Genomic DNA, 25,267 nt, shown 5'->3' with positions numbered 1-25,267 from the left:
AATGAGTGATATTGCAATGCTGATGACAAGCGTGTTAATGACGAAGCAACCATCGGCTGCTCCAGTGATCAATCCGCCGATAATTCAGTCGGAACAAAATATGCAGGAAGTGATACCAAATCCACCGTTTCAACTAACTGCACAAGCGCAAGCTATTGCGCCTAGATATGTGTCACCCAGTAGCCATGTCCCAAGGAATTCATTAGCACATAAGCCTAAACCTCAAAAAAGTCGCTTAACCAGAGTTAAGCAAAGACTTCCCAAAAACTTGAATCAAATCACCAAATCCTCTGCTGTTAAATCTCTCAAAGATAATGTTCCTGCTAGAACGAGCTTAATAGTTCAACAGCGCAGAGATAAACTTATTCCCAACAAATTGCCGAAAGCCAGTTTACTCAATAGACGAAAGTTAACAAATCAGCAAAACAGAGGAGATGACCTTGCTTTTGTCAGTTCTCCAAGCTTCAGCCGTTACCCATTACCTAATTTACGTTTTAGACATTCGGGTGTAGCGGTGAAAGTATTACAACGCCTATTAATGGCTAACGGCTATTATGTGGGAGTAGATGGTAATTTCGGTGCCTTAACAGAGAGTGCTGTTAAAGCTTTTCAAGCAAAACATAATTTAAAGGTTGATGGCATAGTAGGGTCTAAAACTTGGCAATATCTGTCCATGTACAGCCAATGAGCCAATATACTACATGGGAAAATTACCTCTGCTGACTAACTATACTCAAACATCAAACATTAACCACACTACTTTCCAGTCTGTGACTAGTTCAAAGATAATCTGAAATATGATTTTGTCGCAACAATCAAGGTGCATAAACCTATATCATTATGGACGCAAGTTTTAAGAAGGGAACATTTGAGGGTGCAGAAATTCAATGAGGGGTTACTCCCCTCTTGCCAATTCTACAGAAATTCGCTACATTCTCAGCACTACGTAGATATACTCTTCTTTAGTATTCCTATATTGTGATCACACAAGTTTTTTAGGCAAGAATACTTACCTAATAGTCTTGTTATTAAAAAATAAATATTAACCTAGTATATGCAACTAACGAAATTAGTAAGAGATTTTTCGTTGGTCTGCATCTGAAATAAAGTAAGTTTTATTGATAATTAACATAAGAAAAATCTATATTTAATTATTATATGGTGCTACTACTTGACCTTAAAAAAGTATTAAGCCGTCATTTTCTGTATTATAAATTTAGATGTTGTTATACTTGCGAAAAATAAAACTGACTTTATAAATATGAAACCATACTTAATTAAACATAAGAAACACCTCAAAAAAGCATAATCGATGATGAGTAGATAGATATGAGGAATAACTCCCATTTTATGCGATAATTCTTCTGCTATTAAGCTTAAACTTAAAAACAATATTCAATAAATGTAGTGGCTGACAATTATTTATGGATACATCATTGATTGGGAATCAGGTGGTTAATTTTTTGTCAAATATTACTGGACAAAAAATGACACAAAAAGATGTTACTCCTCCAGTTTTATTTTTAGCTAATTTGATTGTTGTCTTGTTAGGAGTAATCCTAATTGATGGTTCTGTTACCGAGAAAGAAAAACAAAGATTAGTTGAACTATTATATCGCTTTAGCACACCAGAAAGTGACATCCGTAAATTAACCCATTTAATGATTAAAGGAATTAGGAAATATCAGCTTTATCGCAAGTTTAACGAATTATTAGCTATCACTCATCCCCTATCAAAAGCAGAAAGATTATTGTTAATTGGCTTTGGCTATGAAATGTCTACAATTAATGGCAGAATGGGGTTACGTGAGCAGAGATACTTGGAAATTGTAGCTCAATATTTAGACGTTAAACCACAACATTTGGCGGTGTTAGCATCAGCATTTAAACCACCAGATAATTTTGATATAGAGGTTTTGAACGAAGTAGATGATTTACTCAATCCATCACATTTCCAAGCATTAAATCCTATAGCATCTCTGCAATTACCCTCTGAAGATTTAATCAATTTATCTGCTAATTCTAACACACAAGTAAGTAACCCTCGTGTTTATGTCTATTATGAGGGGTTGAAGAATTTCCAAGAATTTAGTAAACATTTAGAGAATTATTGTCATCAAGTTTTGCAGATAATTCAAACTTGTAATCAACGGGGTTTTTTATCTAATGACTCAGATAAATTAGTTGATAAAGCTAGGGAAGTCTTAGAAAGAGTTAGATCACATAAATTTAGACTAGCAGTTGTTGGTGAATTTAGCCAAGGAAAATCAACTTTACTCAATGCTTTATTGGGTGAAGAAATTCAACCGATGCGAGAGATTCCTTGTAGTGGTACGGTCGTTGTCTTAAAGTATGGGGAGAGAAAGCGGGTAGTCTGTCGTTATAAAGATGGAAGAGAAGAGGAAATACCATTTGAGGAGTATAGACAGCAAGCGAGTATTTCTGAAGAGGCTGCAATTGGTTCGCTCAACGAAGAATTAATACAATCTACTATTGAGGATATCATTGTTGAACATCCAAATTTGACATTATGTAATAGTGGTGTAGAAATAATTGATTCCCCTGGTTTGAATGAAAATCCCGAACTTACAGCCATTACTCAAAAGTTACTTCACGATATTGATGCTGCTATTTTTGTGACTAATGCTTCGCGATCGCTAACGCAAGGTGAGCGTGAGTTGTTGAATCAATTGCGAATCAAACTCAACGGGGGTAAAGATAAAGAACCTGCCAATAACTTATTCATTATAGGCAATTTTATGGATTTAGTGCGTACAGAAAAAGGTCGTGAGCAAATTAAGAAGAGGATTTTTAATTTAGTTGAAGGTGATCACCCGATAATTACAGGAAAAAACCGTGTTCACTTCCTTTCAGCCCAAACCGCACTCAATGCAATTTTAAATAACGCCGAAGATGAATATCAAGAAGATTTTGACAATTTTATTAAATCAATTGAAAGGTTTTTAATGCTGGAAAGGGGAGGACTAAAACTTTATCAAGTGTCTGACAAACTAAATAAAATAATTCAAGAGATCACTGATCAACTCCAGCACTTTAAAGATGATCTGGAATCGGAAATTAATATTGCAGAAGATGAAAAGCACAAAGTTTTAGAAAGAATTGGAGAGTTTAGCGGACGGGATGTCAAAATATGTTTGTTAACAATTCAACTCATAGAACAAGCACTGGAAAAAGCTAGTGTTTCTTGGAATGAGTGGTATGAAGGTTTAGATGAACGCATGGTATTTAGAAGTGAGCATTGGCATTCTGAACATAGACTTCTCTGGAATCAGGATAAGTTAATTCGTGACTATATTCAATGTTTTGTCAGAGACTTATCCCATGAAGTTGATGAATGGGTGAATACTCATCTGAAAAATGTAGTCCTCAAAGAGAACTTACAAAACCTGAATATCAACATCAAGTATGAGTTAGAAGCCATTCAATCAGAATTTAACTTATTAGACATCAGAAGTAACACCACATTCAGTGAAGAACTGAAACTTTCGATTAATGATATTACTGATCAATTAATTGAGTTAGATAGTATTGATTTTAGTGCTGCATTAAAAGAAGAGGTACTAGTATTCACAGGAATTGGATTTATCCCAGTTGCTTTAGCTAATATCACTTCCGTAATTGCCAGTTCTTTTGGCTCTAGGATGTTAGATAGTGATAGATTGCATAGTCAAATTAAAACATCTGTTCTAGAAATAGGATTTCAAAAATTTGACGAATCAATCGATAAAATATATGAAAAACTCCAGGAAAATATTGAAAGATTTTTTGATACTAAAGTCGAAGCAGTGAGTCGAGTGATTGAAGGAGCTATATCTGTGTATGAAAAAATCTTGGAACAGCAAGAGCGATCGCATCAAGAAATGCTAGAACAACATTATGCAACTAAATCTTGGATTATGAACAAGTGTCAGGAACTTGAGGAGATAAGCAACAAAATCAGCACAGATATTGCTGCTTGGAATTCAGAAGTAATTAATAAAGTAATTATTAAGAGAGAATATGATTAACTGGCGTTGCTTACCTGGAGGGTTACGGAAAGACAGGGAACAAGAAACTAGAAGTAAAATATGTACTGAGTCCTCAGTATTTCCTCAGTATGGCACTGTCTAGTTTGACAATTTTATGTGTATAGAATTGTCATGTTTTCTAATCATATGCTTATTGTTACATATTTTAGTAAATTTTAATATCTGTACAAATACACAAAACAACTGCTAATTTTTAAGTACGAATAAGTATTCTGATCGCTATTTCTTAAAACACATTTCATATCATTGAATACCAATTTACTAAAATCTTGAAACATATAGCGGTTTCTCGTCTGTTGAGGTGCAAATTTATCTGAGTATTCTACGGAAAGCAAGCTAAATCTACGTTTAATAATAGTTTTTTAGACTTTAACCAGGGAAAATTACGAATTGCGCTCTTCTCTACGCAAGGCTGTAGCAACGTAGCTAATGTTAGTTCATTGTGAATTGAGATTAAACATAATTTCAAATTAAATTGGCAGAAGCCTCTATATATTAAGTAGAAATGACGTTAATCTAGTAGTAATACGGAGGTATTTATTTGTATGAATGACTATTTTATGAATCTATTGTCGTAGTTTTATACTGCTTGCTTCTTCAGGGTTCGTCCGTTTAGGTGCAATATCTACCTTTTTACAGAGTAAAGTATGCTGTTTGAATTTACACCATCTATTAAAGCTAGTCTTGCAGCTGGTAAACACGTAGAAATACTTAGTAATGGAATTTCCATTGGCATAGTACGTGACACCGCAGATGAAGGCTTGTTTGCTCCTGCTATTGGTGCTTTAGTGGATAGTTGTCCCTTATCTCCATTGACTGTACCAATTCAATTACTCATGACAGGAGCAATTTTAGGGGCAAACATCGTACAAAAGCATCAAGCTTTCTATGCAAGAAATCAGCAGAATATTCTTTTACAAACTGGCTTACAGTCACTGCGAATAAATGTAGAAGTTTTGCAAACAACTACAGCGATGATTGAGTTGAGTAAGACATCAAATGTGGCATTAGAAGCAGTCAATTTGCAACAGATACTCAAACTCAAAAAAGAAGTTGAGCAAGTGCGACTAGAAGTCAAAGACGGCTTAATTGATTTGCAACAAGCTTTCAAATACCAAGGAATAGAAGTGCGGCAAATTGTCAAAGAAGTAGCCGAAAATATTGAATTTGACAAGCATCGTCTAGTTCTAGTAAAAGCATATACACTGTTACTCAAGGCACTTAATCTTTTACACTCAGCATTAAAATCGCGAGACAGTCATCAGAGAAACGCTGAAATCGATAGTGCTAGAGAAATTTTGCTTGAGGTCTTAGCTTATTATATGAGTCCTCAGCTATTAGAGCAAACTTCTGCACCAGGTCAACTCCGCAGACTTGAATGTGCTTGGGCAGTTGAACAAGCAATTGTTATCACATATCAATTGCAAAATGAGATGGTAGCTGTGAGCGATCGCCTGTCTCATCTACGGGATCAAATCAAAGAACATACCTGTACAGTAATTAGCAATTGTGAATCATACGACGAGCTTAATTTTCTCTTTCCCGAAATAAGTCGCATTTGTAAACACGATTTAGCGATTTTGGAGATATGGCAGGCGCGAATTGATTGGATACGTTCATTGACAGCTAAAGAATTGGAACTTTTAGCTAGCAATAATAGTAACAGTTCAGAGTTTACAGAGTGCTGGAATAGTAATCAATCTGCGACTGATACATCATTGCCACCCGAACAAATAGCCTATGAAGATTTAGCAGAAAAGTCTCATTTTTATTCTCTGTTGGATCAACTGATATTTATGTTCAAGCCTGTTTTACGTCAAGAATATGAGGTTTATATCAACCAACAAGCCCATGTTACAGGTCACAAAATATTAGTTCCTAAGAATTTGCAACAGGCATCTCATCTCACTGTTGCCAATCTTTACTATTATTTCAAGGTGAGGGATGAGACAAATACAGAAGAGACATTAGAGACAATTATAGCATAATTCTCTAAGCAATTAGAAGAGTTTGAAAGTTAGTGAGGTAGATAGTTATGAATCAAATTTTTGACTATTAAAGATGGCAAAACAGGCTTTATTACTACTACCTCAATCTCTAAATAACACCTTAATAATTAATTAAATCAGTGAGGAAAATTAATTATGTCATAATAGCGTTTCATTTGAGAGTTGATTCATTGAGAAAAGTTACTTTTCAACAGTAAAACGGGGGGTGAAGTAGATAATGGTTTTAGTGCAGAGGCTGAATTAGATCGTAGGGTAAAAGAGGCTGGCGAGATTTTGTTCGTGGTATGTAATAAACTAAAGTAATCTCAACCAATTTTCACAATACTTGATAAAAGTTTAGATGATTGAGTTGAAAGTTATCTATATGTCCATTAATGCAGAAAATATTTCTGAACAAAGTTAGCCAACAATGTATCCGCAAAGTTTTGGGGAGGCCGCATGAAAAAATATATATGGAAAAATACCTGTGCAGGTATTATTTTAACAGTCGCTGCGGTAAGTTGTGGATACTTGGCAGTTCAATACCTTGGCAGATACACTATGCTTGCGATCGGCGCAGGAATGTTTGGCTTAGGTGCAGCAGTTCATAGAACTCAGCAATCGCCACACCAAAAATCTTTACCAAAAAGCTTCGATGTAACTAAGCATCAAGTTGAACTGCAAGTATCAGAAGAAACAACTAAAAATATGTATGCTGTTTCTACAAATCACAGTCCTACTAGTGATAACCATCATACAGTTACAGATGCTTCAAGATTTGTAAAACCTAAATTAACAACCGCCAGAAAATTACGTATATCTCAATCTGGCTATTGTCGCAAACGGCTTGCACTATGTCATAGAGCTAAAGTTGAGAGTTTGACTAAAGTAATTGCTAAAGATAAGTACGATAAAAGTCGCTTTTAGAAAATATTTTAATTGCCAGACTGTTGGGCATTTATCATAAAATCCTATTCATGATCATTCCATCAGAATGTGATGGTAATGCGTTTTAAATAACAGATAATCGGCACATTTTTATATAGGTTGAGATACAAAAGTTATAATTTTATAATTCACATTAATATAATAGTCAAATAAACTTTATGCAGTTTTATGCAATCATAAGATTGCTGATATCATCCAAGTGAAAATTAACAAGAGAATTGATTTATATTTCTATAGTGCCACTAAAATTGACGTAATTTTAGCTGGCTATCAATAGTGGTAATATAATCCCCAATTTCAGGTAAAATACCTGATAATGACTCTAGTTCCCAAAAATCTGTTACAAGTAAGCTCTGAATAATAGAGTGAAAATTGTGACAGAATTTTTATCAAGGTGCAATAATTCAAGAATAATGTGGATGCGGCTGATGATTTCAGAACAGGAACTATTAAAAAAGTGGGTATCTCTTACACAAGATAAACAAAAACAAGTGTTAGACTTTATGGATTTTCTTTATTGGCAAGATATTAACAGTAAACCTGGATTGGAAAAACGTCTCCAGCAAATACGTAATAAAGTAATAGAACAAAGTATTCCTTTATACGGCAACTCTAATATAGTTAATGATCAAGTTCCATAGCTATAAGTTTATCAACATTAATTGAACCTAAAGAAAGATGGCTAAATTAAAGCAAATCATACCAATTTTGGCTTGAAAGCCGATATTCATAAGCTATCCCAGAAGTTTCAAAAACAATACCTCTCTCTCAATTTGGTACCCATAATTTATCATTACTTAGAGTCTTGGTTTGCTATGTAGAGCATAGCTACAGCTACCAAGGCTATTTTTTGTCTTTGCTTTTATTTCAAACTTAATTTTCTGGGTCTGGCGCAAAATACCTGAACACGTATTAAAATTATAAGAGTAGGCAGTTAGCTAATTTTTTATATCTAAATATGTAGGTCTGGATCTGTTGTTTTTGAGTTTATCTGATCGGAGATATCTACATTGGTTTAGTTTAAACTTGGTCTGTACTCTGTTCAGTTACAAACCTATATCTATATTAAGAACAGGTACGATAGCCAACTTAGGGAAGTTAGATTAAACTGGGGCGCTAGGATTCGAACCTAGGGATGGCGGGACCAAAACCCGCTGCCTTACCACTTGGCGACGCCCCAACGTTTCGACTTTATTAATATAGCAGGTTATCCCTTGGTTGTGTCAAGTAGTCTTAAGAGAATTTTTCTGAGAAATGATGGCATCAAAATCAGGGGCTAATGTTAATTTTGGATTTTAGATTTTGGATTTTGGATTAAAAGTCTAGATTCGGAACAGATTTCAGAATCTTGTAACAATACTGCCTGCTTCAGTTTGGTATAAATTATGCAGGAATTGAAAAAACATCCCTGCAAAGGAATCCGCTACCAGTGTAGGCTAGCTGGGTGAAAAACTAATGTCTGGAGATGTACTGTGGTGTTTTTTAACTCAACTGGGCGACGAGTTGATTTTCTAAGAGGCTTTCACTGGTTAATAGATCCTCAACGGTGATGCGTAAAAACCTTTGCTGATCAACCTGAAATAAAATTTTAATACGATCGCTCCCCGGAAAACCTGGGGGTGTGAGTTGGGCGATGGTTCTGGCACCTTCTTGATCATTCAAGGGTTTAACGCTGGTGACACCGCTATCTAAACGACGGGTAATTAAGCGATCGCCATCAAAATATACTTCTGTCCCGCCTGTTTCCGCACCGAGTTCACCAATAATTAACTCAATACTGGGCTGATTCTCCAAAGAAGCACCCAAGTATAATTCCACAGGCTGAGTCATGGGGTAGGCTTGTCCGGCTTTAATAATCGGGTGCCAATTATGGCGTTGGTTACGGCGATCCCAATACCGCACACCATAACTATGATAGAGAAAGTCTTTGATTTCTACCCCTTGGGATAGTTGCAATGCCCCTTGAGCGATCGCTTCAAAGGGACGTTCACAACGAATCTTTTCGGACGGGAAATATTGCCTTACCCATGTCTGCACTGCTGGTAGTTGTACAGTACCACCTACTAACAACACGGCGTTAATATCCGCCAATTCAATGCCTTGGCGGCGTGCTTGTTGCAATAGATTCGTCATCGACTCATCTAATTGCTCAAAAAAGGCGTGTTCTTTGAGAATATTTTCTAAGGTGTCGCGGTTTAATTCTAATTCGTAAGTTTCAAAGGTTTCATCATCAAAATAAACTTCGCTGGCTTGGTTTTGGCTAGATAATTGAATTTTGACTTTCTCGGCTAGTCTGATGGTTAAGGGACTAACGGCTAAACCTTGGTTTTTGGCAAAATAATCTACCAACCAATTATCAATATCTGTACCGCCTAAATTCTGCCCGGCTTTAGCTAACACACGGGCGGTTTTGATTTTTTGTTTGGAGTCTTCTGCTAAGGATTTATTCCCCCACTTGAGGAGAAAACCTACGGGTTTAGTGTTGGCTTGACTAGTTTTATTTAACTGCACTAAGGATAAATCTAAAGTACCGCCACCGAAATCAATCACTAACAAATTTTCTGCTTCCCCTAAACCATAGCCTAAAGCGGCGGCTGTGGGTTCGTCTAGCATCCGCACCTGTTCGACGGGTAAGGCAAGGCATACTTTACCTAGCCAATAGCGATAGGCTTCAAAGCTATCTACGGGGACGGTTAAGACTAGGGAATCTAACCCACCTTCTTGGGGTGCGAGTTGTTCAATGACTTGGGTGAGAAACCATTGTCCTATTTGTTCAAAGGTGATGGTTTGTCCGTCGAGTTCTGGGAGGAAACCTTGGATATCTGAACCGATTCCCCGTTTGAAGCTGCGGAAAAATCTGGTGTCGCTTTTGAGGTCAAGACCGCGATCGCGTACTTGTTGCCCTACTATGATTTTACTTTGGGTGGCATCTTCTACATATACTAGGCTGGGAATTAGTGGGGGGTTGAGGCTTTGTTGGATGGATAAGCCGGATAGGGTCAGGGTTTCGGGCTGTTGGGTGACGGGATTCCAACGGGCAATGACTGTGTTACTTGTACCAAAATCGATTGCGATCGCCATAGTCTAAATTTTATTTCGCGCAAAGGCGCAAAGGTGCAAAGAGCTTTTTTGATTGAAACTATTGTCCCATAAGCCACCATAAGCGCAGATGTGAAATTGCGACTTCTTTTTGTTTGGCTTTTACCACTGTGGAGTAAACAGAACTAAAGGCAGAATGTCAAGATTTAGATATGTACCTTTTGGCAGTGCTGTCAAGTTGGTGAAATATTTATTAATATAGGTATAAATCGAGTGTCAGGAGTTTCCAGCAATTTAAGGTAGCAAACATTGTTCACAAACCAGTGATTTTTCTAGCAAAGGAGCAAGGGAGCATGAAAGATCAGCCACAGTCAGACTCTCAGGAATTTCTAGGTAATCTCAAGAATGGTATTTGGCTGTTTGGCCTTTCTTCTTGGGTGTTTGGTATAACAGACCGCAGTATCGCTTCCTTTGCCGATGGCTATCTATCTGCATTGGATTTGACACAATTATTTACAGCCGCTACTTTCTTTGTGGCATGGTTATTTTTAAAACCAACATCTAGAGTTTAATCAAAATTCCAGCCGGGCAGCAGGTTTTCAGGGGTTTGAGTATTGTTAAACCCCTACACCCCCACACCCTTACACCCCTATACCCCTAATACTCGTAAAAATTTATCTTGAAGTAGCAGCGATCGCTCACAGGAATTGTATATTGGTATAAAATACCCATTTCCGTAGCTATCAATGAGCTACTGTATTAACCCTAATTGCCTCAAACCAGAAAACAAGCACGATGCCCTATTTTGCCAGAGTTGTGGTTCAGAACTACTCTTGGAAGGGTGTTATCGCGCAGCTCGTCTACTTAGTGACCCCAATAAACCTAGTGGCTTCGGTACTATCTACGAAGTAGAGGATCATGGCCGGCAAAAAATTTTGAAGGTGCTACATAACAACCATCCAAAAGCAGTGGAACTATTTCAGCAGGAAGCCAACGTTTTAAAACAGCTACAGCATCCAGGTATTCCACAAGTTGAATCAGACGGCTACTTCATTTATTTTCCCAGAAATAGTCAACAACCCCTCCATTGCTTGGTGATGGAAAAAATTGAGGGGATGAATTTAGAAGAATATCTCACACGGAGGAACTTTCAACCCATCGGCGAACGGGCGGCTATTCGTTGGTTGAAACAATTAGCAGAAATTCTCCATCAAGTTCATCAACAACAATATTTTCATCGTGATATTAAACCAGCTAATATCATGCTAAGACCTGATGGGCAGTTAGTATTAATTGACTTCGGGACAGCAAGAGAGGTAACACAAACCTTTATTCACAAAGTATCAGGACAGCAAGTCACAGGCATTATTTCCACAGGATATACACCACCAGAACAAATGAATGGGAAAGCTGTTCCCCAGTCAGATTTTTTTGCTTTGGGACGGACTTTCGTTTATTTATTAACAGGTAAAAGTCCTGATTGTTTCCATGAAGATTCTCGCACTGGGCAGTTAATTTGGCGAGATAATACCACAGAAATCTCCCCAAGTTTAGCAGACTTAATTGATTATTTGGTATCCCCATTTCCTGGGAATCGACCGAAAGACACAGCAGAACTTTTAAACATTGTTACGCAATTAGAAAATACCTATCGTACTTCTAACCCTAAATTTTCCCAAAAACAAGCTCAAGTTCCGGTTAATTCTCAGAATAATTATCAACAAACACCAGTTTATCAAACACCGATTTCTCAAACACCAGTTTCTCTAAACTATGTCGGATTTTGGCAGCGTTTTGTCGCTTATTGCATTGATTTATTAATACTGTCTATTTTAGGAGCTTCCATAGGCTACATTTTTGGATTGACATTTCCCAATTTCTCACATTCAGCCTATACCTACAGCACCACTGCTGCTGCTAACAATGCTGGTATTAGTGGTCTTTTTACCAGCATCGGTGGCACATTTGGCGGGTTAGGAGTTTTATTTTTATTAACAGCAATTTTAACTAATTATTCACCTGAAGGTGGGCCAGATATCATTCCTACATTGTTAGCAGTGATCCTCTGCTGGCTTTACTTCACAGTTCTAGAAACATTTTCTAAACAACAAGCAACTATAGGCAAAATGTTTTTAGGTATTACTGTTACTGACCTCAATGGGAATGATATTTCATTTTTTAAGGCCAACCTCCGTTATTGGTTGAAAACTATTTCCACTATAGGGTTATTTATCGGTTTTATCATTATCGGTTTACATAATAAAAAGCAAGCTTTACATGATTTAATAGCCGGTACTGTAGTGATCAAAAAGCGTTAACTAACTAAGTAAATTTAATTAATTCCTATCTAGCCGTTAATATAGAAATAATCGTCTCCATAAGTGCATACAATCATGGTTGAGCAAACTTTAATCAATATTGATGATTGCGATGAACCAGATGCCAATCTCCTAGTTACCGAAGATGATACACCTGTGGATAATCTCGCATCTGCCAGACAACAACGTCTTTTAGTCAGTTCACTGTATAGTTCTTGCCAAAATCAGCAATTTCTAGCTGAATCTAATGTGGGTGTTTATCATACTTATGGTGAACCCGCTATTGTTCCCGATATATTTATTAGCTTTGATGTTCAAATTCCGCAAAACTGGTGGGAAAAACAAAACCGTTGCTACCTAGTTTGGAAGTTTGGCAAAGTCCCAGAGGTAGTAGTTGAAATTGTTTCTAATAAAGAAGGTGAGGAATTAGGAAAAAAACTGAGAATTTATGAACAGATGCGAGTGATTTACTACATAGTATATGACCCAAGTCAACAATTAGGAGAAGAGATCATCCGTGTTTATCGATTACATGGTAGATACTATGTAGAAACTCAGGAATTATCTTTAGAACAAGTTGGTTTAGGCGTAACTCTCTGGACAGGTGAATTTGAAGGTAGACAGGATACTTGGTTGCGTTGGTGTGACCAAGAAGGTAATATTTTACTGACTGGTGATGAACGCGCTCAACAAGAACGTTTAAAAAAAGAAGAAGCTCAACAACTGCTAGACGAAGAACGGTTAGCAAAAGAACAGGCTCAAAGACGCGTACAATTATTAGCAGAAAGACTTTTATCTTTAGGTATCAACCCTGAAGAAATCTAACATCAGTATATGTAGTTGTGTATCTAGACTAAAATACTGTATTAAATGTAGGTTTGGTTGAGGAAAGCTAGACGCTAAACCTAGTATCCCTGTTGGGTTTCCTTACGTCAACCCAACCTACTGTCGTGTCTACGTATCTGTTCAAAAATCAAGTAGGAATCTTATGTATGAATCAGCCATCAGAGTTAGAGGTCAAATATAAGAAAATATATCCTATTTTTATAGGAGTTTGTAGTATTTTGATGCTGTATACATCATTATTAGTGGGATTTTCGCTCAATACAATTACAGGTTTAATACTTTTACTGGTCAGTTTATTAATGTTAACCCGCACTGTAGCTGTGATTACTCAAAATGAGATTCAGATGCGGAATCTATTGGGAATGACAGTGAAAGTATATTCTTACACTCCCGGCCAAATTGTAGTTGCCAATAATAGCATTTATGTTAATGACAAAAAAGTTATTTCAGGTTGGTGGGCAGATATCAATATCCAAGAAGTAAAAGCATTTTTCTTACAAATACAAGAAGAAAATTCACAAGGATGACACGTTAACCCCAAAATCATTATAAAAATAGGGTAACTCTGAAAAATTTAGAGTCACCCTATTTTTATATTTGCAAGTAAGAGAAATTAAGCGAATGCAGCAGTTCTCACATCATTATTCGCCAAAATTTCTTGCAGTTCATCCGCATCTACTGTTTCTTTATCAATCAGCATTTGTGCGATTTGGTCTAAGATGTGGCGGTTACTTACCAGCACCTCTTTAGCGCGGCTGTAGGCTGTATCTACTAATTTCCGCACTTCTTCGTCAATAGCAGCCGCAGTTTCTTCGGAGAAATCACGCTCAGACATGATATCGCGACCGAGGAACATATTACCTTGCTGACGACCAAGAGCTACAGGGCCGAGTTTATCACTCATCCCGAAGCGGGTAATCATTTGGCGTGCTACACGCGCTACTTGTTGTAAGTCGTTGGAAGCACCTGTGGTGACTTCTTCTTCACCGAAGATAATTTCTTCTGCTAACCGACCACCTAAAGCCACAGCCATCTGATTTTCCAGATAAGCGCGGCTGTATAAGCCAGTTTCCATACGGTCTTCGCTGGGGGTAAACCAAGTTAAACCACCGGCGCGACCACGGGGAATGATGCTGATTTTTTGTACTGGGTCATAGTCGGGCATTAAAGCACCAACTAAGGCGTGACCAGCTTCGTGATAAGCTACTAAGGTTTTGCGCTTTTCGCTCATAACGCGGTCTTTCTTCTCTGGCCCTGCGAGGACGCGATCGATGGCATCATTGATTTCATCCATCGAAATTTCGGTTAAGTTGCGTCTAGCTGCTAGAATTGCGGCTTCGTTGAGCAGGTTGGATAAATCAGCACCTGTGAAGCCAGGGGTACGACGAGCGATTTTATCTAAGTCTACGTCTTTGGCTAGGGTCTTACCACGGGCATGGACTTTGAGGATTTCGCTACGTCCAGAGTAGTCGGGACGGTCTACGACGACTTGACGGTCAAAACGACCGGGACGTAATAAGGCTGCGTCTAATACGTCAGGACGGTTGGTAGCAGCGATAATGATGATACCGGTGTTACCTTCAAAACCATCCATTTCGGTGAGTAACTGGTTGAGGGTTTGTTCCCGTTCATCGTTACCACCACCTAAACCTGCACCCCGTTGACGACCTACTGCGTCAATTTCATCGATGAAGACGATACAGGGAGCATTGGTTTTAGCTTGTTCAAATAAGTCGCGGACACGGGAAGCACCCACACCCACAAACATTTCTACGAATTCAGAACCGGAGATGGAGAAGAAAGGTACACCAGCTTCCCCAGCAACTGCGCGCGCCAGGAGGGTTTTACCTGTACCGGGAGGCCCAACTAATAGTACACCTTTAGGAATTTTGGCACCGACGGCGGTAAAGCGATCGGCATTTTTCAAAAAGTCTACAACTTCGTTTAGTTCTAATTTGGCTTGGTCAATACCAGCAACATCACCAAAGGTGACTTGAGTTTGTGGCTCCATTTGCACCCGCGCTTTGGACTTACCAAAGTTCATAGCTTGGCTACCAGGGCCATTTTGAGCGCGACGCAGTAGGAAGAATAAGCCAACCAGCAGTAATACTGGGAGGAATAAGCTACTTAAAGCTTTGAGCCAAAAACCTTCGTCGGTTGGCGGTAAAACGGATATATCAACGCCTTTGGAACTGAGGGTATTGATTAATTCTGGGTCGTTGACTAAAGTAACAAGTTTTTTATTAGGGTCGTATTTGGGTGTAACTAAGGCTGTGGAACGGTCTGCACTGAGGCTAACTCTTTCTACTCTGCCTTTTTCTACTTCTTGAATAAACTGGCTATATCGCCAGGTTTCCCGACTTTCGGGTCTTTTATCAAAGAAAGCTGTGCCAAGTGCAATTACAACAATAAATAGCAGCGCGTACAGCCCCGCATTTCTCCATCTTTTATTCACTGAGGTTGATCCTCCCGTATTTTTGGGCGTAGGGCATTATTAGAATTATGTTAACTTATCTTAAGGTATAACAAAATCATACTTCTGTCATGCTAAGAATAGTCTCCTGATTTGCTGAAAGCATAGATGGTAGGGATTATATTGTAGCGACCCTGTGGGCTGATGAACGGTATGAATGGGGAGAATTTCCACCACACTATTAGTGTAGGCGATCGCTTCTAAGCTTTGAACGAATTCTGGTGTCCAAGCCACTTCTCTCACTAACTGTTGCTGCTGGGTTAGCCATTTCATTAAATGCTGGCGACTAATCCCTGGTAATATACCCATTTCTAAGGGCGGTGTCCACCAAGTACCGTTACCCCATCCCCAAAGATTCCCTGTGCTGGTTTCTAGCCAATTACCCGTATGATCTACAAGAATAGCTTCTTGGGCGTGGGCTGAGACGCTGGTTTTAGCTAACCACGCACCCAAGTAATTACCTGTTTTATGGGTAGGAAGACTGCGAGACCACTGGGAAGTAGCCACAGCACAAGTTACCCCATGATGTTGTTTTGCTGAAAGATTTTCCGGTAAATATCTCCCAATTATCCATTCCCGACCATCAGGAAAGATAGTCATTCTGAGAACAGGAAAATGAGTTAACATCGCCTCTGCACCTTGGCGCAAGCGTTTCCAGTCTGGTTGTTCCCAATTGAAAGCTTGCAGGGAGAAAAGTAGGCGATCGCAATGCGCTTGCCAGTTAGTTAAACTACTAGCAAGTGAATTCTCGTACACCCGTAAAGTTGTAAAAACCGTTGCCCCATATAATAACCCTGGATCATTAATATCTAATTGCAGAGTGGGAGAGTCAATTAAACTACCGTTGTACCAAAACATTCTGGAGGCAAGCAGTTAGACGAATTTTAAATATTTTAATTTTAAATTTTGATTTTTTGAGTACCAATACAAAGAGGTAGCAGCCACAAACTACTACCCCTACAGGCAAACTTGTGTGAACTTCTACGAAAAATCATCAAACACTAACTGCTTAATGATAAATTTTGCCTAATTTTTCGTATTTTCTAATACCTTGACCAGTCATACAGGTATCTACCATGATGATCGCGGACACGATGCCATTGTCCATGTCGATAGTAGCCGTAATAGTGTCCGTGACGGTAGCGACGGCGATAGTAATGTCTTCTATGACGGGATCTTCGATAATAATGGTGATGTCTGTAGCGACGGCGATAATAATGTCTTCTATATCTTGGTCGGTGAGCTAGCAAAAGTTCTTCGCTTTTACCTTCAACTAAATTTGGTTCTGCATCAACACTCTGTTCTGTGAAAACATGATTTTGAGTATTTTCTTTGGCTTCAACTATTGCAGGTGGATAGATAAAAGCTAATACTAGTAACGCAATTGAAGATAGCTTCTGGAAACGGTTCACGTCTTTGCTTCTCCCTGACTGTCGGTAATAAGTTTAATAAATACTTGAAATTGGGAAAGCATATAGTTCGTACTTCACAAACCTCAAATCTCAAAAAGTAATGAAAGTTCTAGTTTTGAATGCTGGTTCTAGCAGCCAAAAAAGTTGTTTGTATAAAATTCCTGATGATGCGCCTCTCCAGGAAGCACCCCAACCACTTTGGGAGGGGAAAATTAACTGGACTCAAGACCAAGGTGGAGCAGAAATTGTTGTGGAGAAGTCCACGGGTGAAAAACTGCGTGAAACTATTGCTGGAGATTCTCGACAGACACAATTTGCTTATCTGCTCCAGACTCTCACTAGTGGTAAAACTCAAGTCATTGGTGATTTGTCAGAAATTGATGTGGTGGGACATCGAGTAGTACATGGGGGTCAAAGTTACCGCCATAGTGTTATTATTACGGAGGAAGTAAAAAAGGCGATCGCTGACCTCTGTAATCTAGCTCCAGCACACAATCCAGCAGCTTTAGCAGGGATAGATGCTATCGAAAAAAGCTTGGGCAATGTTACCCAAATCGCAGTATTTGATACCAGTTTTCACGCCACTCTACCAGATGCGGCTGCTATTTATCCCGGCCCCTATGAATGGGTAGAGCAAGGTATCCGCCGCTATGGTTTCCACGGAATCAGTCATCAATACTGTTCTCAACGTGCAGCACAAATCCTTGGTCAAGATTTAGCGGCTTTACGAATTATTAGTTGTCATCTCGGTAATGGTGCTTCTTTAGCGGCTGTAGCTAATGGACATAGTATTGACACCACTATGGGATTCACGCCTCTAGATGGTTTAATGATGGGTAGCCGTTGCGGTTCCATAGACCCAGGTATTTTAATTTACTTATTAAGACGTGGGGATTCGGCGGAAAGCCTGGATTATGCTTTAAATAAAGCTTCGGGACTTAGGGGAATCTCTGGTATATCTAGTGATTTACCCGCAGTGATAACAGCGATGAATCAAGGTAACAAACGCGCTCAACTAGCCTGGGATATTTACGTACATCGTCTCAAGGCTGAAATTGGTGCTATGTTGGCGAGTTTGGCTGGTTTAGATGTCTTAATTTTTACTGCTGGTATTGGTGAAAACTCTGCTGCAATTCGTCAAGCAGTTTGTGAAGGTTTTGGGTTTTTAGGTTTAAAAATCGACTCTGAGAAAAACCAAAATCAACCTGTAGATGCAGATATCGCCACTCCTGATTCTACCGTGCGAGTGTTAGTAATTCACACTCAAGAAGATTGGGCGATCGCTCAACAATGTTGGGAATTAGTCAAGAGTCGCTGATTCACAAAAAACGACGCACAATTATTTTGCCTAGTCTCGGCCAAATAAAACGTAAAATCGGCTGGAGGAGTAGAGGTATACAGACTGAAATCACTAAGAAGATTGTATCAATAATCGCCTGAAAATTTTGAGTGTAAATCATGGCGATCGCTGGAATTAAACAACTAATAACCCATGCTATCCAGTTCAGATATTGATATTTGATGGCAATATTTCTTTTTAGTATCCGAAATAGAAAATAGCGACAAGCAAAAATTAATACAGCTATAGCTAACCAAATAATAATAAATAACACCGTTCTCTGTACTAAATTCATGCCATGAGTCAAAGATATTTTACTGACTACTAAACCAGCAGGAAATAGTGAAGATAACTCCCACAATAGCAATTTAACCTGATTTCTTAAAGAATTGAGTAATTGTCCCACCAACCAATAATGGGCAGCAATCACCATTGAACATTGAGGGTTATATAGAAGAAAATCCTCTTTAACTTTCTGCAATACATCCCCATTAAATAGGACAATACTCTGTAAAATACAGTCATTTTCATGAGCATCGTCAACAGTTAATTTATCTTCTTTATAATAAGAATTAAATGTAGAGCTAATCTGTAAATTTAGCTTTTTTTGTAAATATTTACTCCGCAATATTTTGAGAATATTGAGTAAAAAACCAAAGTAAGTGTTAGTAATTTTCCTACTATTGTTTTTCAGTCTTATATCTGGAACATAATTACTGCGTAAACAAATACAGTACCAAAGATACATAATTAATGTAGGAGGTACTTCTAAAGATATGCCTTGTTTTTTAGCTGCTTGAATTTCCTCTACAACTTTCTGGTTCAGATAGAAATTACATTGAGACTGATCGAATTTAATTTCTACATTATGACCTTGAGGTATTTGCAAGGAAAAACTCAGGTTAACATCAGTAAGCACTTTTTTTTGTGTCTTATCGTTGCCCATTGGAAGATATGTTCGCCAAACTTTTTACCAAGTTAATCATGAAATCTAATATTCCCCGCCACTGTTTTTCCCCAGCAACTACTCCCTCATTATGAATTTGCAGGATGATATTTTTGGCATCTTCAGGTAAATCGAATAAGTCTCTGTGATATCTAGTAATAATATCGCCATCTAACTGCATGACTGTTTGAGCATAAATTGTATCAATTTTCGGGCTTGTAACATCACCACCATCTAAAGCCGCCTTCAGTTCAATCACTTTACGCAGAGTTCGCATAAATTTATCATTCTGAAAAAGAGATTGGATTTCATCACAATTTCTCTGCCATTCTTCTTGCCAATTTGTTTGATTTTCTTGATTGATATCTTCTATTACTGGTGCAGGAGCAGGTAATATAGGTCTAGCTAACTCCACATATCTAGGATCAGATTCAACTATATTGCCTCTTCTAATTTCCTTTAATAAATTTAGCCTTTGATGATATATTTTGACTTTTTCATTTTGCAAATTATTGGATTTATAATTCCCTGCTTCTACTAGAATATGAAAGTATTCTCTTTCCAATTGGGAGAATAAACTCCTATAGCGATCGCGCAATTCTTCATCCGCAGGAATTTCCATTTCTTCAAAGTAATCTTTATCACTTATAGAGTAGATACTTTGATAGGCTTCCCATGCACTAAATTTCGTACCATTGATTCTATTCACCACCATTGTGTTGACTTCTAAAGCAGTAATATCCTCAATTAAAACCTGTACGGAAGATACGAATTTATTTAATAAGCCTCTAGCTTGAGATTGAATCCCATCGGTACTAGAAGTTTTATTTGCTGAGGTCAGATTATCTCTATTTTGATTAGTTAAACTGTTTTTAGCTTGAGTTTGAGTCCTATCAACCACAGTGACTACCTCTTTAATCTTGGCAAAATCTTCTCTTGTAATTGTTTACTTTGATCATCACAAGTAAACTAACCTACAGCTAAATTACTGTAGGTGTAAAACGAGATAATTAACTAATTAAACTACTTAATATTTTCGTAATTACTTAGAAACCTGTGCGAGAACTAGCCATTTCCTTGAGGATTTTATAGACCTTATGGACACTTTCTATATTCTTTTGCATAATTTCTCGGCTCTCCTTCACTTGGTCTAAATGAAAGCTGAGGAGTTCTGCATAAGGGCCACTACTGAGAAATTGACTACCAACTTCATTTTCGATGTCGCCATCAATTAAATTAATCTTGGTATAAATTCTGTTACCGGGTTTAGCGGTTGTCGGTAGAGGTTGTAATTCTCCATCCGGCTGCGTAGAGGGTTCTTCAACCCAAGTAGTAATTTCTAACTGCACAACTTCTGCGATCGCCGCCTTCATGACATCGATAATACTCTTATTATCCAGGTTATTAGCATTGATCTGCTGAATTATTGATTGAAAATTTCCGCTTTCCGCCTTGATCAGTTGACCATTTTTAATAGATTCTTCTGGGGCAGTAATTTCCATGAGTTAATTAACAGTAAAAGGTTTCAATGTAGACAAGATACAATTTTAATAGCTGTGGTAAATTTGACTAGGGTTACTTAATAAAAGTAATCAAACTCACCATCCATAGCAGTGTATCCTTTATGTTTATCGCTGCCACACGTATAATAAAAACTTATTTAAGCAGAGTAATTACTGGTTTGTAAACATTAAAACTCACCCTTAACTTAGGTTCCCTAGTTAGGTTAGGGTGAAGAGTTTCAACTGCTTGACTTTTAGCGAATAAGTATCATACAGGAAGCAAACTGTAGAGAAGGTTTTTCCATATCCTGTGAACACTCAGGTATTGCATTGGGAATAATACTATATACAATGAGCCAAAATGCGTCAGAAAATCAGAAAACCATGTTAATGTCGCGTCAAAGTATCGTCACCCCTTTAGTAGTAGTTTCGTGTATGTTAGGCATTGCTTTCATGCAATTTCCTAGACTGCAAAAATTACTCAATAGTCGGCAGTATGTCCCTTTAGCAACTTTAGAAAAAGAACTACAACAAGAAAAAATTAGACTAGATTTACTCAAGCAAACACCTAGTTTTGGCTATGATAATTTAATGGCAAATTGGGTATATCTAAATTTTTTACAATATTTTGGTGACGATGAAATTCGCGAACGCACAGGATATAGTTTAAGTCCAGAATATTTTGACATAATTTTAAAACATGACCCTAGATTTATAGAAGCTTACATCGCTCTTTCTACCAGTGCATCTCTTTATGCTGGTGTGCCAGAACGTTCAATAGCCTTAATGGCAGAAAGTTTAAAATCTTTATCTCCCCATGTTCCTGATAAATCTTATTATATTTGGCGTTATAAAGGGATTGATGAATTACTATTTTTAGGTGATGCTAAAGCGGCTCAATCCTCTTTTTTGATGGCAGCTAATTGGGCTAGTCAATATGAAGATGAAGAAAGTAAATTTGTCGCTTTTACATCTCAAAAAACTGCCGAATTTCTTAGCCGCAATCCCAATAGCACATATGCACAAATTGCGACTTGGGGCATGATCTTAACTAATCCGGTTGATGAAAAAACGCGTAAGAGAGCCATTGATGCTATTGAAAAATTAGGTGGACAGATAGTGATCAACCCAGATGGGACAAGCAGTATTAAATTACCACCACAAGATTAAAAATTACGGCGTTGCTGAGTGATTTTAAAACAACCTTTTAAAGCGATCGCTGTTTTCCCTTCACTAAGTAATTACTTGTATTTGAGTTTACACAAGATTATCAATATTGCTACAATGTTCATATAACTTAATATTTTGCTCAAACTTGTAACATCAAACCCTAATTTCCTGAACAACTAGGGTTTTCCTTAGTGGAAACATTTATTAAAGATGACATCTATAAACCCAGCCACGCGTTTATTTTCCCGATTAGAACTAAATGGAAGTCAATTGACTCATCAACCAGGTAGTGTCTTAAGCAGTACCGCTTTAATTGCTGGTACAACAGTAGGTGCAGGGATTTTGGCTTTACCTGCGGTGACACTACCTTCCGGTATTCTCCCTTCCACAGTTTTACTAATTTTAGTTTGGCTATACACCTTAGTATCTGGGTTATTGATTGCGGAAGTAAACTTAAACTCAATGCGTTTAGAAGGACGCTTGAGTGTTGGTTTTTTGGCAATGGTGGAAAATACTTTGGGGAAGTTGGCGGCGAAAATCGCAGGTGGTGCTTATTTATTTATGCACTATGCTTTGTTAGTAGCTTATATGGCGCAAGGTGGGGAAATTTTAATCTCTGCATTGACTAAAGTTTGGGGTGTTCCCAATCATTTACCTGGGTGGCTAGGAACAACAACTTTCACCATACTGTTTGGTGGAATTATGTATTGGGGGAGAGAAAAATTTATTGCAAAACTTAATAGTGCGTTTGTTGCGATCGTCATTGCTTCCTTCTTGGGACTCTTACTTTTAGGAACGGGACAAGTTAAAAGTGTGCAGTTTCTCTTTCAAGATTGGGGTGCAGTGGGAAGTGCTGTATCTGTGATGTTAGTAGCACTTTTTTATCACAATATTGTGCCGGTAGTAGTAACTCAATTAGAAGGCGATAGTCGCAAGGTTCGCCAATCAATTGTTATTGGTTCAGGCATTCCTTTAGTGATGTTTTTGGCATGGAATGCGGTAATTTTAGGTAGTATTAGTCCAGAAATGGTGCAGAACTATCATTATTTTGACCCTTTGCAAATTCTCCGCGCTGGGGGTGCTGGTGAATGGTTAGGTGTGCTGGTATCTATATTTTCTGAGTTTGCAATTGTTACGTCTTTTATTGGCTTTGTCTATGGGTTAGTGGATTTTTTTCAAGATGTAGCGTTAATTCGTCAAAGGGGACTTGATCAGCGTTTACCACTTTATTCTCTAATTTTGTTACCACCGATGAGTTTAGGGGCAGTTAGTCCCCATATTTTTATTACAGCCTTAGATATTTCTGGTACTTTCAGTATTTCCATTTTGGGAGGAATCATCCCTGCGTTGATGACTTGGAAGCAACGTCAAAACCAAGATCATGTGCATCAATTGCTAGTTCCAGGAGGAAGGGTGACTTTGATGATCATGATTATTGTGGCATTAGTAATTATGACGAGACAAATTCTATCAATGGTTAGATTTTAGAGTGTAAATATCGACAAGAGCAAATATTTGCATTGACCGGATAATCGCTAAAAAGCCGAGAATAATAGAAAAAACCTACTTTTATAGGGATGCAGGATATGTGAATTATATACCCGTGCGATCGCGGAAATTTGTCATATCCTTCATCAGAAATTTGCCATTGGGAAATTGATGTTATAAACTGTAGGCGCAGTTTTCTATTAAGGTTTTTTTAATTATGATGACAACACAGACTCTGACAACTAAAACTGACAAAAAATCTCCTAAGAAACGACAGCAATCTTTTCCAAGTGTGGATATTGGTTCGCCTAAAGTACCCTTACGCAAACCTAAAAAAATCACCCAAGCACCCGAATTATTAAGTGATTGGGAACACGCTAGTTAATTGCTTGTTACGAATTCCATTTGCACAGTTGCAATGGCGGTGTCATACGAGGGCGGTTGTATTGATAGAATCCCTCAAGATTTAGCAAAGCTTGACGATAAAAAATCCTCTGCATAGCATCCTCATGATGATTAGCAGTACCCATCAAATAACTTTGACTGAGTGTCAATCGCCCTTCAGCATCCCACATAAATCTAGACTGGGGTAGATGATTTTGTTGATGACCACCCCACAATATAGCGAACGCTTCACCTGTAATGAGATTGCCTTTGACATTACCTCTGATACAGATAAAGTTGTCTGAATGGGGATAGCCATAATATCCCTCAAATTGATTTGTAGTTTTGTGAAAATTGGCGCAAACTCCCGCACCGACTCGCCAGTCTTGTGGATCGGGTTGAGAGCAGAATTGATAGTTACCGGTTGCTAAATTGGCAATGTTAATTTGGTTTTTGGTATCTTGTTTTTGATGAGATTGATGCCAATTAAAGACATTTATTAACAAAGCTGTGAAAAGCACAAAGATTTGTGCAGGGATAATTAAACTCAGCATGATTACATCTCCCAATATTGAGGAGAGTTGTGCAACTGAGATGAGCAATCAGCTAGTAACTACACCACTGGAGCCGCAGAAATGGCTAAAAATACCAACAACAAGATAATTAATAAGCTAATTTTGACGACTAGGTAAGTGGTGGGGTCAAATAAAGGAAAATCGTGTGTCATAGTGACCTCCAAGCTTAGGCTCTATATTGGAGATTGTATATATTCCTATTGTCCATCAAAAACTAGTGTACGTACTTTAAGTTAAAGTTTTAGTAATAATTTTTAGTATCTTGTTAATAACTACTTTCTATAGTCAGAATGGAAGTGTTCTATAGAAAGGCTGCTCTATCCTGGTGATAGGGCAATAGAAAACAGAAAAAAAGAAATCTCCACTGAATTTAGACAGATATCATAAATCATGAATTAAGCGATCGCTATAGTAATCTTAGAGAAAGATTTGTATTTGATTGTAAAAAAAATCAGTAGTGAGTTATTCACGACTCTCTTTTACCTGTTTGTTCCCCGTTCCCTACTTACCACATCTATAAGAACTGCATTAATCAAATTAGATAACTATATTTTTGGTTGGGTGAAAAAATCAGGTTTTTTCTTTCGCAAATGATAAATAATCGGTAATAACGCAAATCAAAATTTACGGGATATCCATTTTAATTAAATAGTTGCCACACTCCTACTAATTTACCTGCAATATTCCAATATATTGCAAAATAAAGCTTTATAGTATAAAATACTCTAGGTTATTTAAAATAGCGTTAAATTACGTAAATAAATAATTACTTTTATTTCTTAGTTTTTAT

21 protein-coding genes and 1 tRNA gene are annotated in these 25,267 nt (G+C 37.8%); 13 read left to right on the top strand and 9 right to left on the bottom strand.

What is annotated here, in order from left to right; translation table 11 throughout:
* Window position 1: 1 nt before the first annotated feature.
* The 5 genes from ACQFX9_RS07055 (at window position 2) to ACQFX9_RS07035 (ending at window position 7,626) form a co-directional block, all read left to right on the top strand.
* Entirely contained in the window at window positions 2-688 is a 687-nt protein-coding gene (locus ACQFX9_RS07055) for a peptidoglycan-binding domain-containing protein (protein WP_427161341.1), read from the top strand.
* 799 nt (window positions 689-1,487) lie between these two features.
* The gene (locus ACQFX9_RS07050; RefSeq protein WP_427161340.1) at window positions 1,488-4,028 is read left to right on the top strand and encodes a dynamin family protein; all 2,541 of its coding nucleotides are present in this window, start codon (window positions 1,488-1,490) and stop codon (window positions 4,026-4,028) included.
* Between the two features lie 668 nt (window positions 4,029-4,696).
* A complete protein-coding gene (locus ACQFX9_RS07045; RefSeq protein ID WP_427161339.1) occupies window positions 4,697-6,037 on the top strand; it encodes a hypothetical protein in 1,341 nt (446 codons plus the stop codon).
* A 459-nt stretch (window positions 6,038-6,496) separates the two neighbouring features.
* On the top strand, window positions 6,497-6,964 hold the full coding sequence (locus ACQFX9_RS07040; protein ID WP_236140348.1) for a hypothetical protein: 468 nt from the start codon (window positions 6,497-6,499) through the stop codon (window positions 6,962-6,964).
* Between the two features lie 440 nt (window positions 6,965-7,404).
* Window positions 7,405-7,626, top strand: coding sequence for a hypothetical protein (locus ACQFX9_RS07035; RefSeq protein WP_236140349.1), 222 nt, complete (start codon window positions 7,405-7,407; stop codon window positions 7,624-7,626).
* 467 nt (window positions 7,627-8,093) lie between these two features.
* Here ACQFX9_RS07035 and ACQFX9_RS07030 read toward each other — a convergent pair.
* Together ACQFX9_RS07030 and ACQFX9_RS07025 are read right to left on the bottom strand one after the other, a co-directional pair.
* A tRNA-Gln gene (locus ACQFX9_RS07030) sits at window positions 8,094-8,165 on the bottom strand.
* A 302-nt stretch (window positions 8,166-8,467) separates the two neighbouring features.
* Window positions 8,468-10,066 carry an Hsp70 family protein gene (locus tag ACQFX9_RS07025; protein ID WP_427161338.1) on the bottom strand — a complete coding sequence of 533 codons (1,599 nt, stop codon included), beginning with the start codon at window positions 10,064-10,066 and terminating at the stop codon, window positions 8,468-8,470.
* 311 nt (window positions 10,067-10,377) lie between these two features.
* On the opposite strand from ACQFX9_RS07025, the gene ACQFX9_RS07020 reads away from it, so the two are divergent.
* The 4 genes from ACQFX9_RS07020 to ACQFX9_RS07005 all read left to right on the top strand — a co-directional run bounded on the left by ACQFX9_RS07020 (window position 10,378) and on the right by ACQFX9_RS07005 (window position 13,715).
* Window positions 10,378-10,596 carry a hypothetical protein gene (locus ACQFX9_RS07020; protein ID WP_237991599.1) on the top strand — a complete coding sequence of 73 codons (219 nt, stop codon included), beginning with the start codon at window positions 10,378-10,380 and terminating at the stop codon, window positions 10,594-10,596.
* 174 nt (window positions 10,597-10,770) lie between these two features.
* The gene (locus ACQFX9_RS07015; RefSeq protein ID WP_427161337.1) at window positions 10,771-12,342 is read left to right on the top strand and encodes a protein kinase domain-containing protein; all 1,572 of its coding nucleotides are present in this window, start codon (window positions 10,771-10,773) and stop codon (window positions 12,340-12,342) included.
* 75 nt (window positions 12,343-12,417) lie between these two features.
* Window positions 12,418-13,167, top strand: coding sequence for a Uma2 family endonuclease (locus ACQFX9_RS07010; protein WP_427161336.1), 750 nt, complete (start codon window positions 12,418-12,420; stop codon window positions 13,165-13,167).
* Between the two features lie 167 nt (window positions 13,168-13,334).
* Window positions 13,335-13,715, top strand: coding sequence for a hypothetical protein (locus tag ACQFX9_RS07005; protein ID WP_427161335.1), 381 nt, complete (start codon window positions 13,335-13,337; stop codon window positions 13,713-13,715).
* 86 nt (window positions 13,716-13,801) lie between these two features.
* Here ACQFX9_RS07005 and ftsH3 read toward each other — a convergent pair whose 3' ends face one another.
* The 3 genes from ftsH3 to ACQFX9_RS06990 form a co-directional block, all read right to left on the bottom strand.
* A complete protein-coding gene (gene ftsH3, locus ACQFX9_RS07000) occupies window positions 13,802-15,643 on the bottom strand; it encodes an ATP-dependent zinc metalloprotease FtsH3 (RefSeq protein ID WP_103135874.1) in 1,842 nt (613 codons plus the stop codon).
* Window positions 15,644-15,730: 87 nt separating this feature from the next.
* Window positions 15,731-16,519 carry an aminotransferase class IV gene (locus ACQFX9_RS06995; RefSeq protein WP_427161334.1) on the bottom strand — a complete coding sequence of 263 codons (789 nt, stop codon included), beginning with the start codon at window positions 16,517-16,519 and terminating at the stop codon, window positions 15,731-15,733.
* A gap of 185 nt (window positions 16,520-16,704) precedes the next feature.
* The gene (locus tag ACQFX9_RS06990) at window positions 16,705-17,073 is read right to left on the bottom strand and encodes a hypothetical protein (protein WP_157943183.1); all 369 of its coding nucleotides are present in this window, start codon (window positions 17,071-17,073) and stop codon (window positions 16,705-16,707) included.
* 100 nt (window positions 17,074-17,173) lie between these two features.
* On the opposite strand from ACQFX9_RS06990, the gene ACQFX9_RS06985 reads away from it, so the two are divergent.
* The gene (locus tag ACQFX9_RS06985; protein WP_427161333.1) at window positions 17,174-18,391 is read left to right on the top strand and encodes an acetate kinase; all 1,218 of its coding nucleotides are present in this window, start codon (window positions 17,174-17,176) and stop codon (window positions 18,389-18,391) included.
* Between the two features lies 1 nt (window position 18,392).
* Here ACQFX9_RS06985 and ACQFX9_RS06980 read toward each other — a convergent pair whose 3' ends face one another.
* The 3 genes from ACQFX9_RS06980 to ACQFX9_RS06970 all read right to left on the bottom strand — a co-directional run bounded on the left by ACQFX9_RS06980 (window position 18,393) and on the right by ACQFX9_RS06970 (window position 20,860).
* Window positions 18,393-19,358, bottom strand: coding sequence for a hypothetical protein (locus ACQFX9_RS06980; protein ID WP_427161332.1), 966 nt, complete (start codon window positions 19,356-19,358; stop codon window positions 18,393-18,395).
* The gene (locus tag ACQFX9_RS06975) at window positions 19,345-20,259 is read right to left on the bottom strand and encodes a hypothetical protein (RefSeq protein ID WP_427161331.1); all 915 of its coding nucleotides are present in this window, start codon (window positions 20,257-20,259) and stop codon (window positions 19,345-19,347) included. Before ACQFX9_RS06975 ends, ACQFX9_RS06980 begins: the two co-directional genes overlap by 14 nt.
* A 145-nt stretch (window positions 20,260-20,404) precedes the next feature.
* Window positions 20,405-20,860, bottom strand: coding sequence for a hypothetical protein (locus ACQFX9_RS06970; protein WP_427161330.1), 456 nt, complete (start codon window positions 20,858-20,860; stop codon window positions 20,405-20,407).
* 384 nt (window positions 20,861-21,244) lie between these two features.
* Between ACQFX9_RS06970 and ACQFX9_RS06965 the strand changes: the two genes are divergently transcribed.
* The 3 genes from ACQFX9_RS06965 (at window position 21,245) to ACQFX9_RS06955 (ending at window position 23,903) form a co-directional block, all read left to right on the top strand.
* On the top strand, window positions 21,245-22,030 hold the full coding sequence (locus tag ACQFX9_RS06965) for a hypothetical protein (protein WP_427162817.1): 786 nt from the start codon (window positions 21,245-21,247) through the stop codon (window positions 22,028-22,030).
* 210 nt (window positions 22,031-22,240) lie between these two features.
* Window positions 22,241-23,518: an amino acid permease gene (locus ACQFX9_RS06960; protein WP_427161328.1), complete on the top strand. Its 1,278-nt coding sequence runs from the start codon at window positions 22,241-22,243 to the stop codon at window positions 23,516-23,518.
* 217 nt (window positions 23,519-23,735) lie between these two features.
* Window positions 23,736-23,903 (top strand): hypothetical protein, encoded by a 168-nt coding sequence (locus tag ACQFX9_RS06955; protein ID WP_427161327.1) that lies wholly within the window; start codon window positions 23,736-23,738, stop codon window positions 23,901-23,903.
* Between the two features lie 7 nt (window positions 23,904-23,910).
* Here the strand turns inward: ACQFX9_RS06955 and ACQFX9_RS06950 are convergent, their stop codons facing one another.
* The gene (locus tag ACQFX9_RS06950) at window positions 23,911-24,456 is read right to left on the bottom strand and encodes a hypothetical protein (RefSeq protein WP_427161326.1); all 546 of its coding nucleotides are present in this window, start codon (window positions 24,454-24,456) and stop codon (window positions 23,911-23,913) included.
* Window positions 24,457-25,267 lie beyond the last annotated feature (811 nt).

Source organism: Aliinostoc sp. HNIBRCY26 (genome assembly GCF_050235535.1).
Lineage (GTDB): Bacteria > Cyanobacteriota > Cyanobacteriia > Cyanobacteriales > Nostocaceae > Trichormus.
Note: the sequence above shows the minus strand (reverse complement) of the source record. Positions and strands in the feature narration are given on the sequence as shown.

Excerpts from the sequence above, each read along its gene's own strand:
- ACQFX9_RS07055 (WP_427161341.1), top strand. The coding sequence starts at position 2 with ATGAGTGATATTGCAATGCTGATGACAAGCGTGTTAATGACGAAGCAA.
- ACQFX9_RS07050 (WP_427161340.1), top strand. The coding sequence starts at position 1,488 with ATGACACAAAAAGATGTTACTCCTCCAGTTTTATTTTTAGCTAATTTG.
- ACQFX9_RS07045 (WP_427161339.1), top strand. The coding sequence starts at position 4,697 with ATGCTGTTTGAATTTACACCATCTATTAAAGCTAGTCTTGCAGCTGGT.
- ACQFX9_RS07040 (WP_236140348.1), top strand. The coding sequence starts at position 6,497 with ATGAAAAAATATATATGGAAAAATACCTGTGCAGGTATTATTTTAACA.
- ACQFX9_RS07035 (WP_236140349.1), top strand. The coding sequence starts at position 7,405 with ATGCGGCTGATGATTTCAGAACAGGAACTATTAAAAAAGTGGGTATCT.
- ACQFX9_RS07025 (WP_427161338.1), bottom strand. The coding sequence starts at position 10,066 with ATGGCGATCGCAATCGATTTTGGTACAAGTAACACAGTCATTGCCCGT.
- ACQFX9_RS07020 (WP_237991599.1), top strand. The coding sequence starts at position 10,378 with ATGAAAGATCAGCCACAGTCAGACTCTCAGGAATTTCTAGGTAATCTC.
- ACQFX9_RS07015 (WP_427161337.1), top strand. The coding sequence starts at position 10,771 with ATGAGCTACTGTATTAACCCTAATTGCCTCAAACCAGAAAACAAGCAC.
- ACQFX9_RS07010 (WP_427161336.1), top strand. The coding sequence starts at position 12,418 with ATGGTTGAGCAAACTTTAATCAATATTGATGATTGCGATGAACCAGAT.
- ACQFX9_RS07005 (WP_427161335.1), top strand. The coding sequence starts at position 13,335 with ATGAATCAGCCATCAGAGTTAGAGGTCAAATATAAGAAAATATATCCT.
- ACQFX9_RS06995 (WP_427161334.1), bottom strand. The coding sequence starts at position 16,519 with ATGTTTTGGTACAACGGTAGTTTAATTGACTCTCCCACTCTGCAATTA.
- ACQFX9_RS06985 (WP_427161333.1), top strand. The coding sequence starts at position 17,174 with ATGAAAGTTCTAGTTTTGAATGCTGGTTCTAGCAGCCAAAAAAGTTGT.
- ACQFX9_RS06980 (WP_427161332.1), bottom strand. The coding sequence starts at position 19,358 with ATGGGCAACGATAAGACACAAAAAAAAGTGCTTACTGATGTTAACCTG.
- ACQFX9_RS06970 (WP_427161330.1), bottom strand. The coding sequence starts at position 20,860 with ATGGAAATTACTGCCCCAGAAGAATCTATTAAAAATGGTCAACTGATC.
- ACQFX9_RS06965 (WP_427162817.1), top strand. The coding sequence starts at position 21,245 with ATGTTAATGTCGCGTCAAAGTATCGTCACCCCTTTAGTAGTAGTTTCG.
- ACQFX9_RS06960 (WP_427161328.1), top strand. The coding sequence starts at position 22,241 with ATGACATCTATAAACCCAGCCACGCGTTTATTTTCCCGATTAGAACTA.
- ACQFX9_RS06955 (WP_427161327.1), top strand. The coding sequence starts at position 23,736 with ATGATGACAACACAGACTCTGACAACTAAAACTGACAAAAAATCTCCT.
- ACQFX9_RS06950 (WP_427161326.1), bottom strand. The coding sequence starts at position 24,456 with ATGCTGAGTTTAATTATCCCTGCACAAATCTTTGTGCTTTTCACAGCT.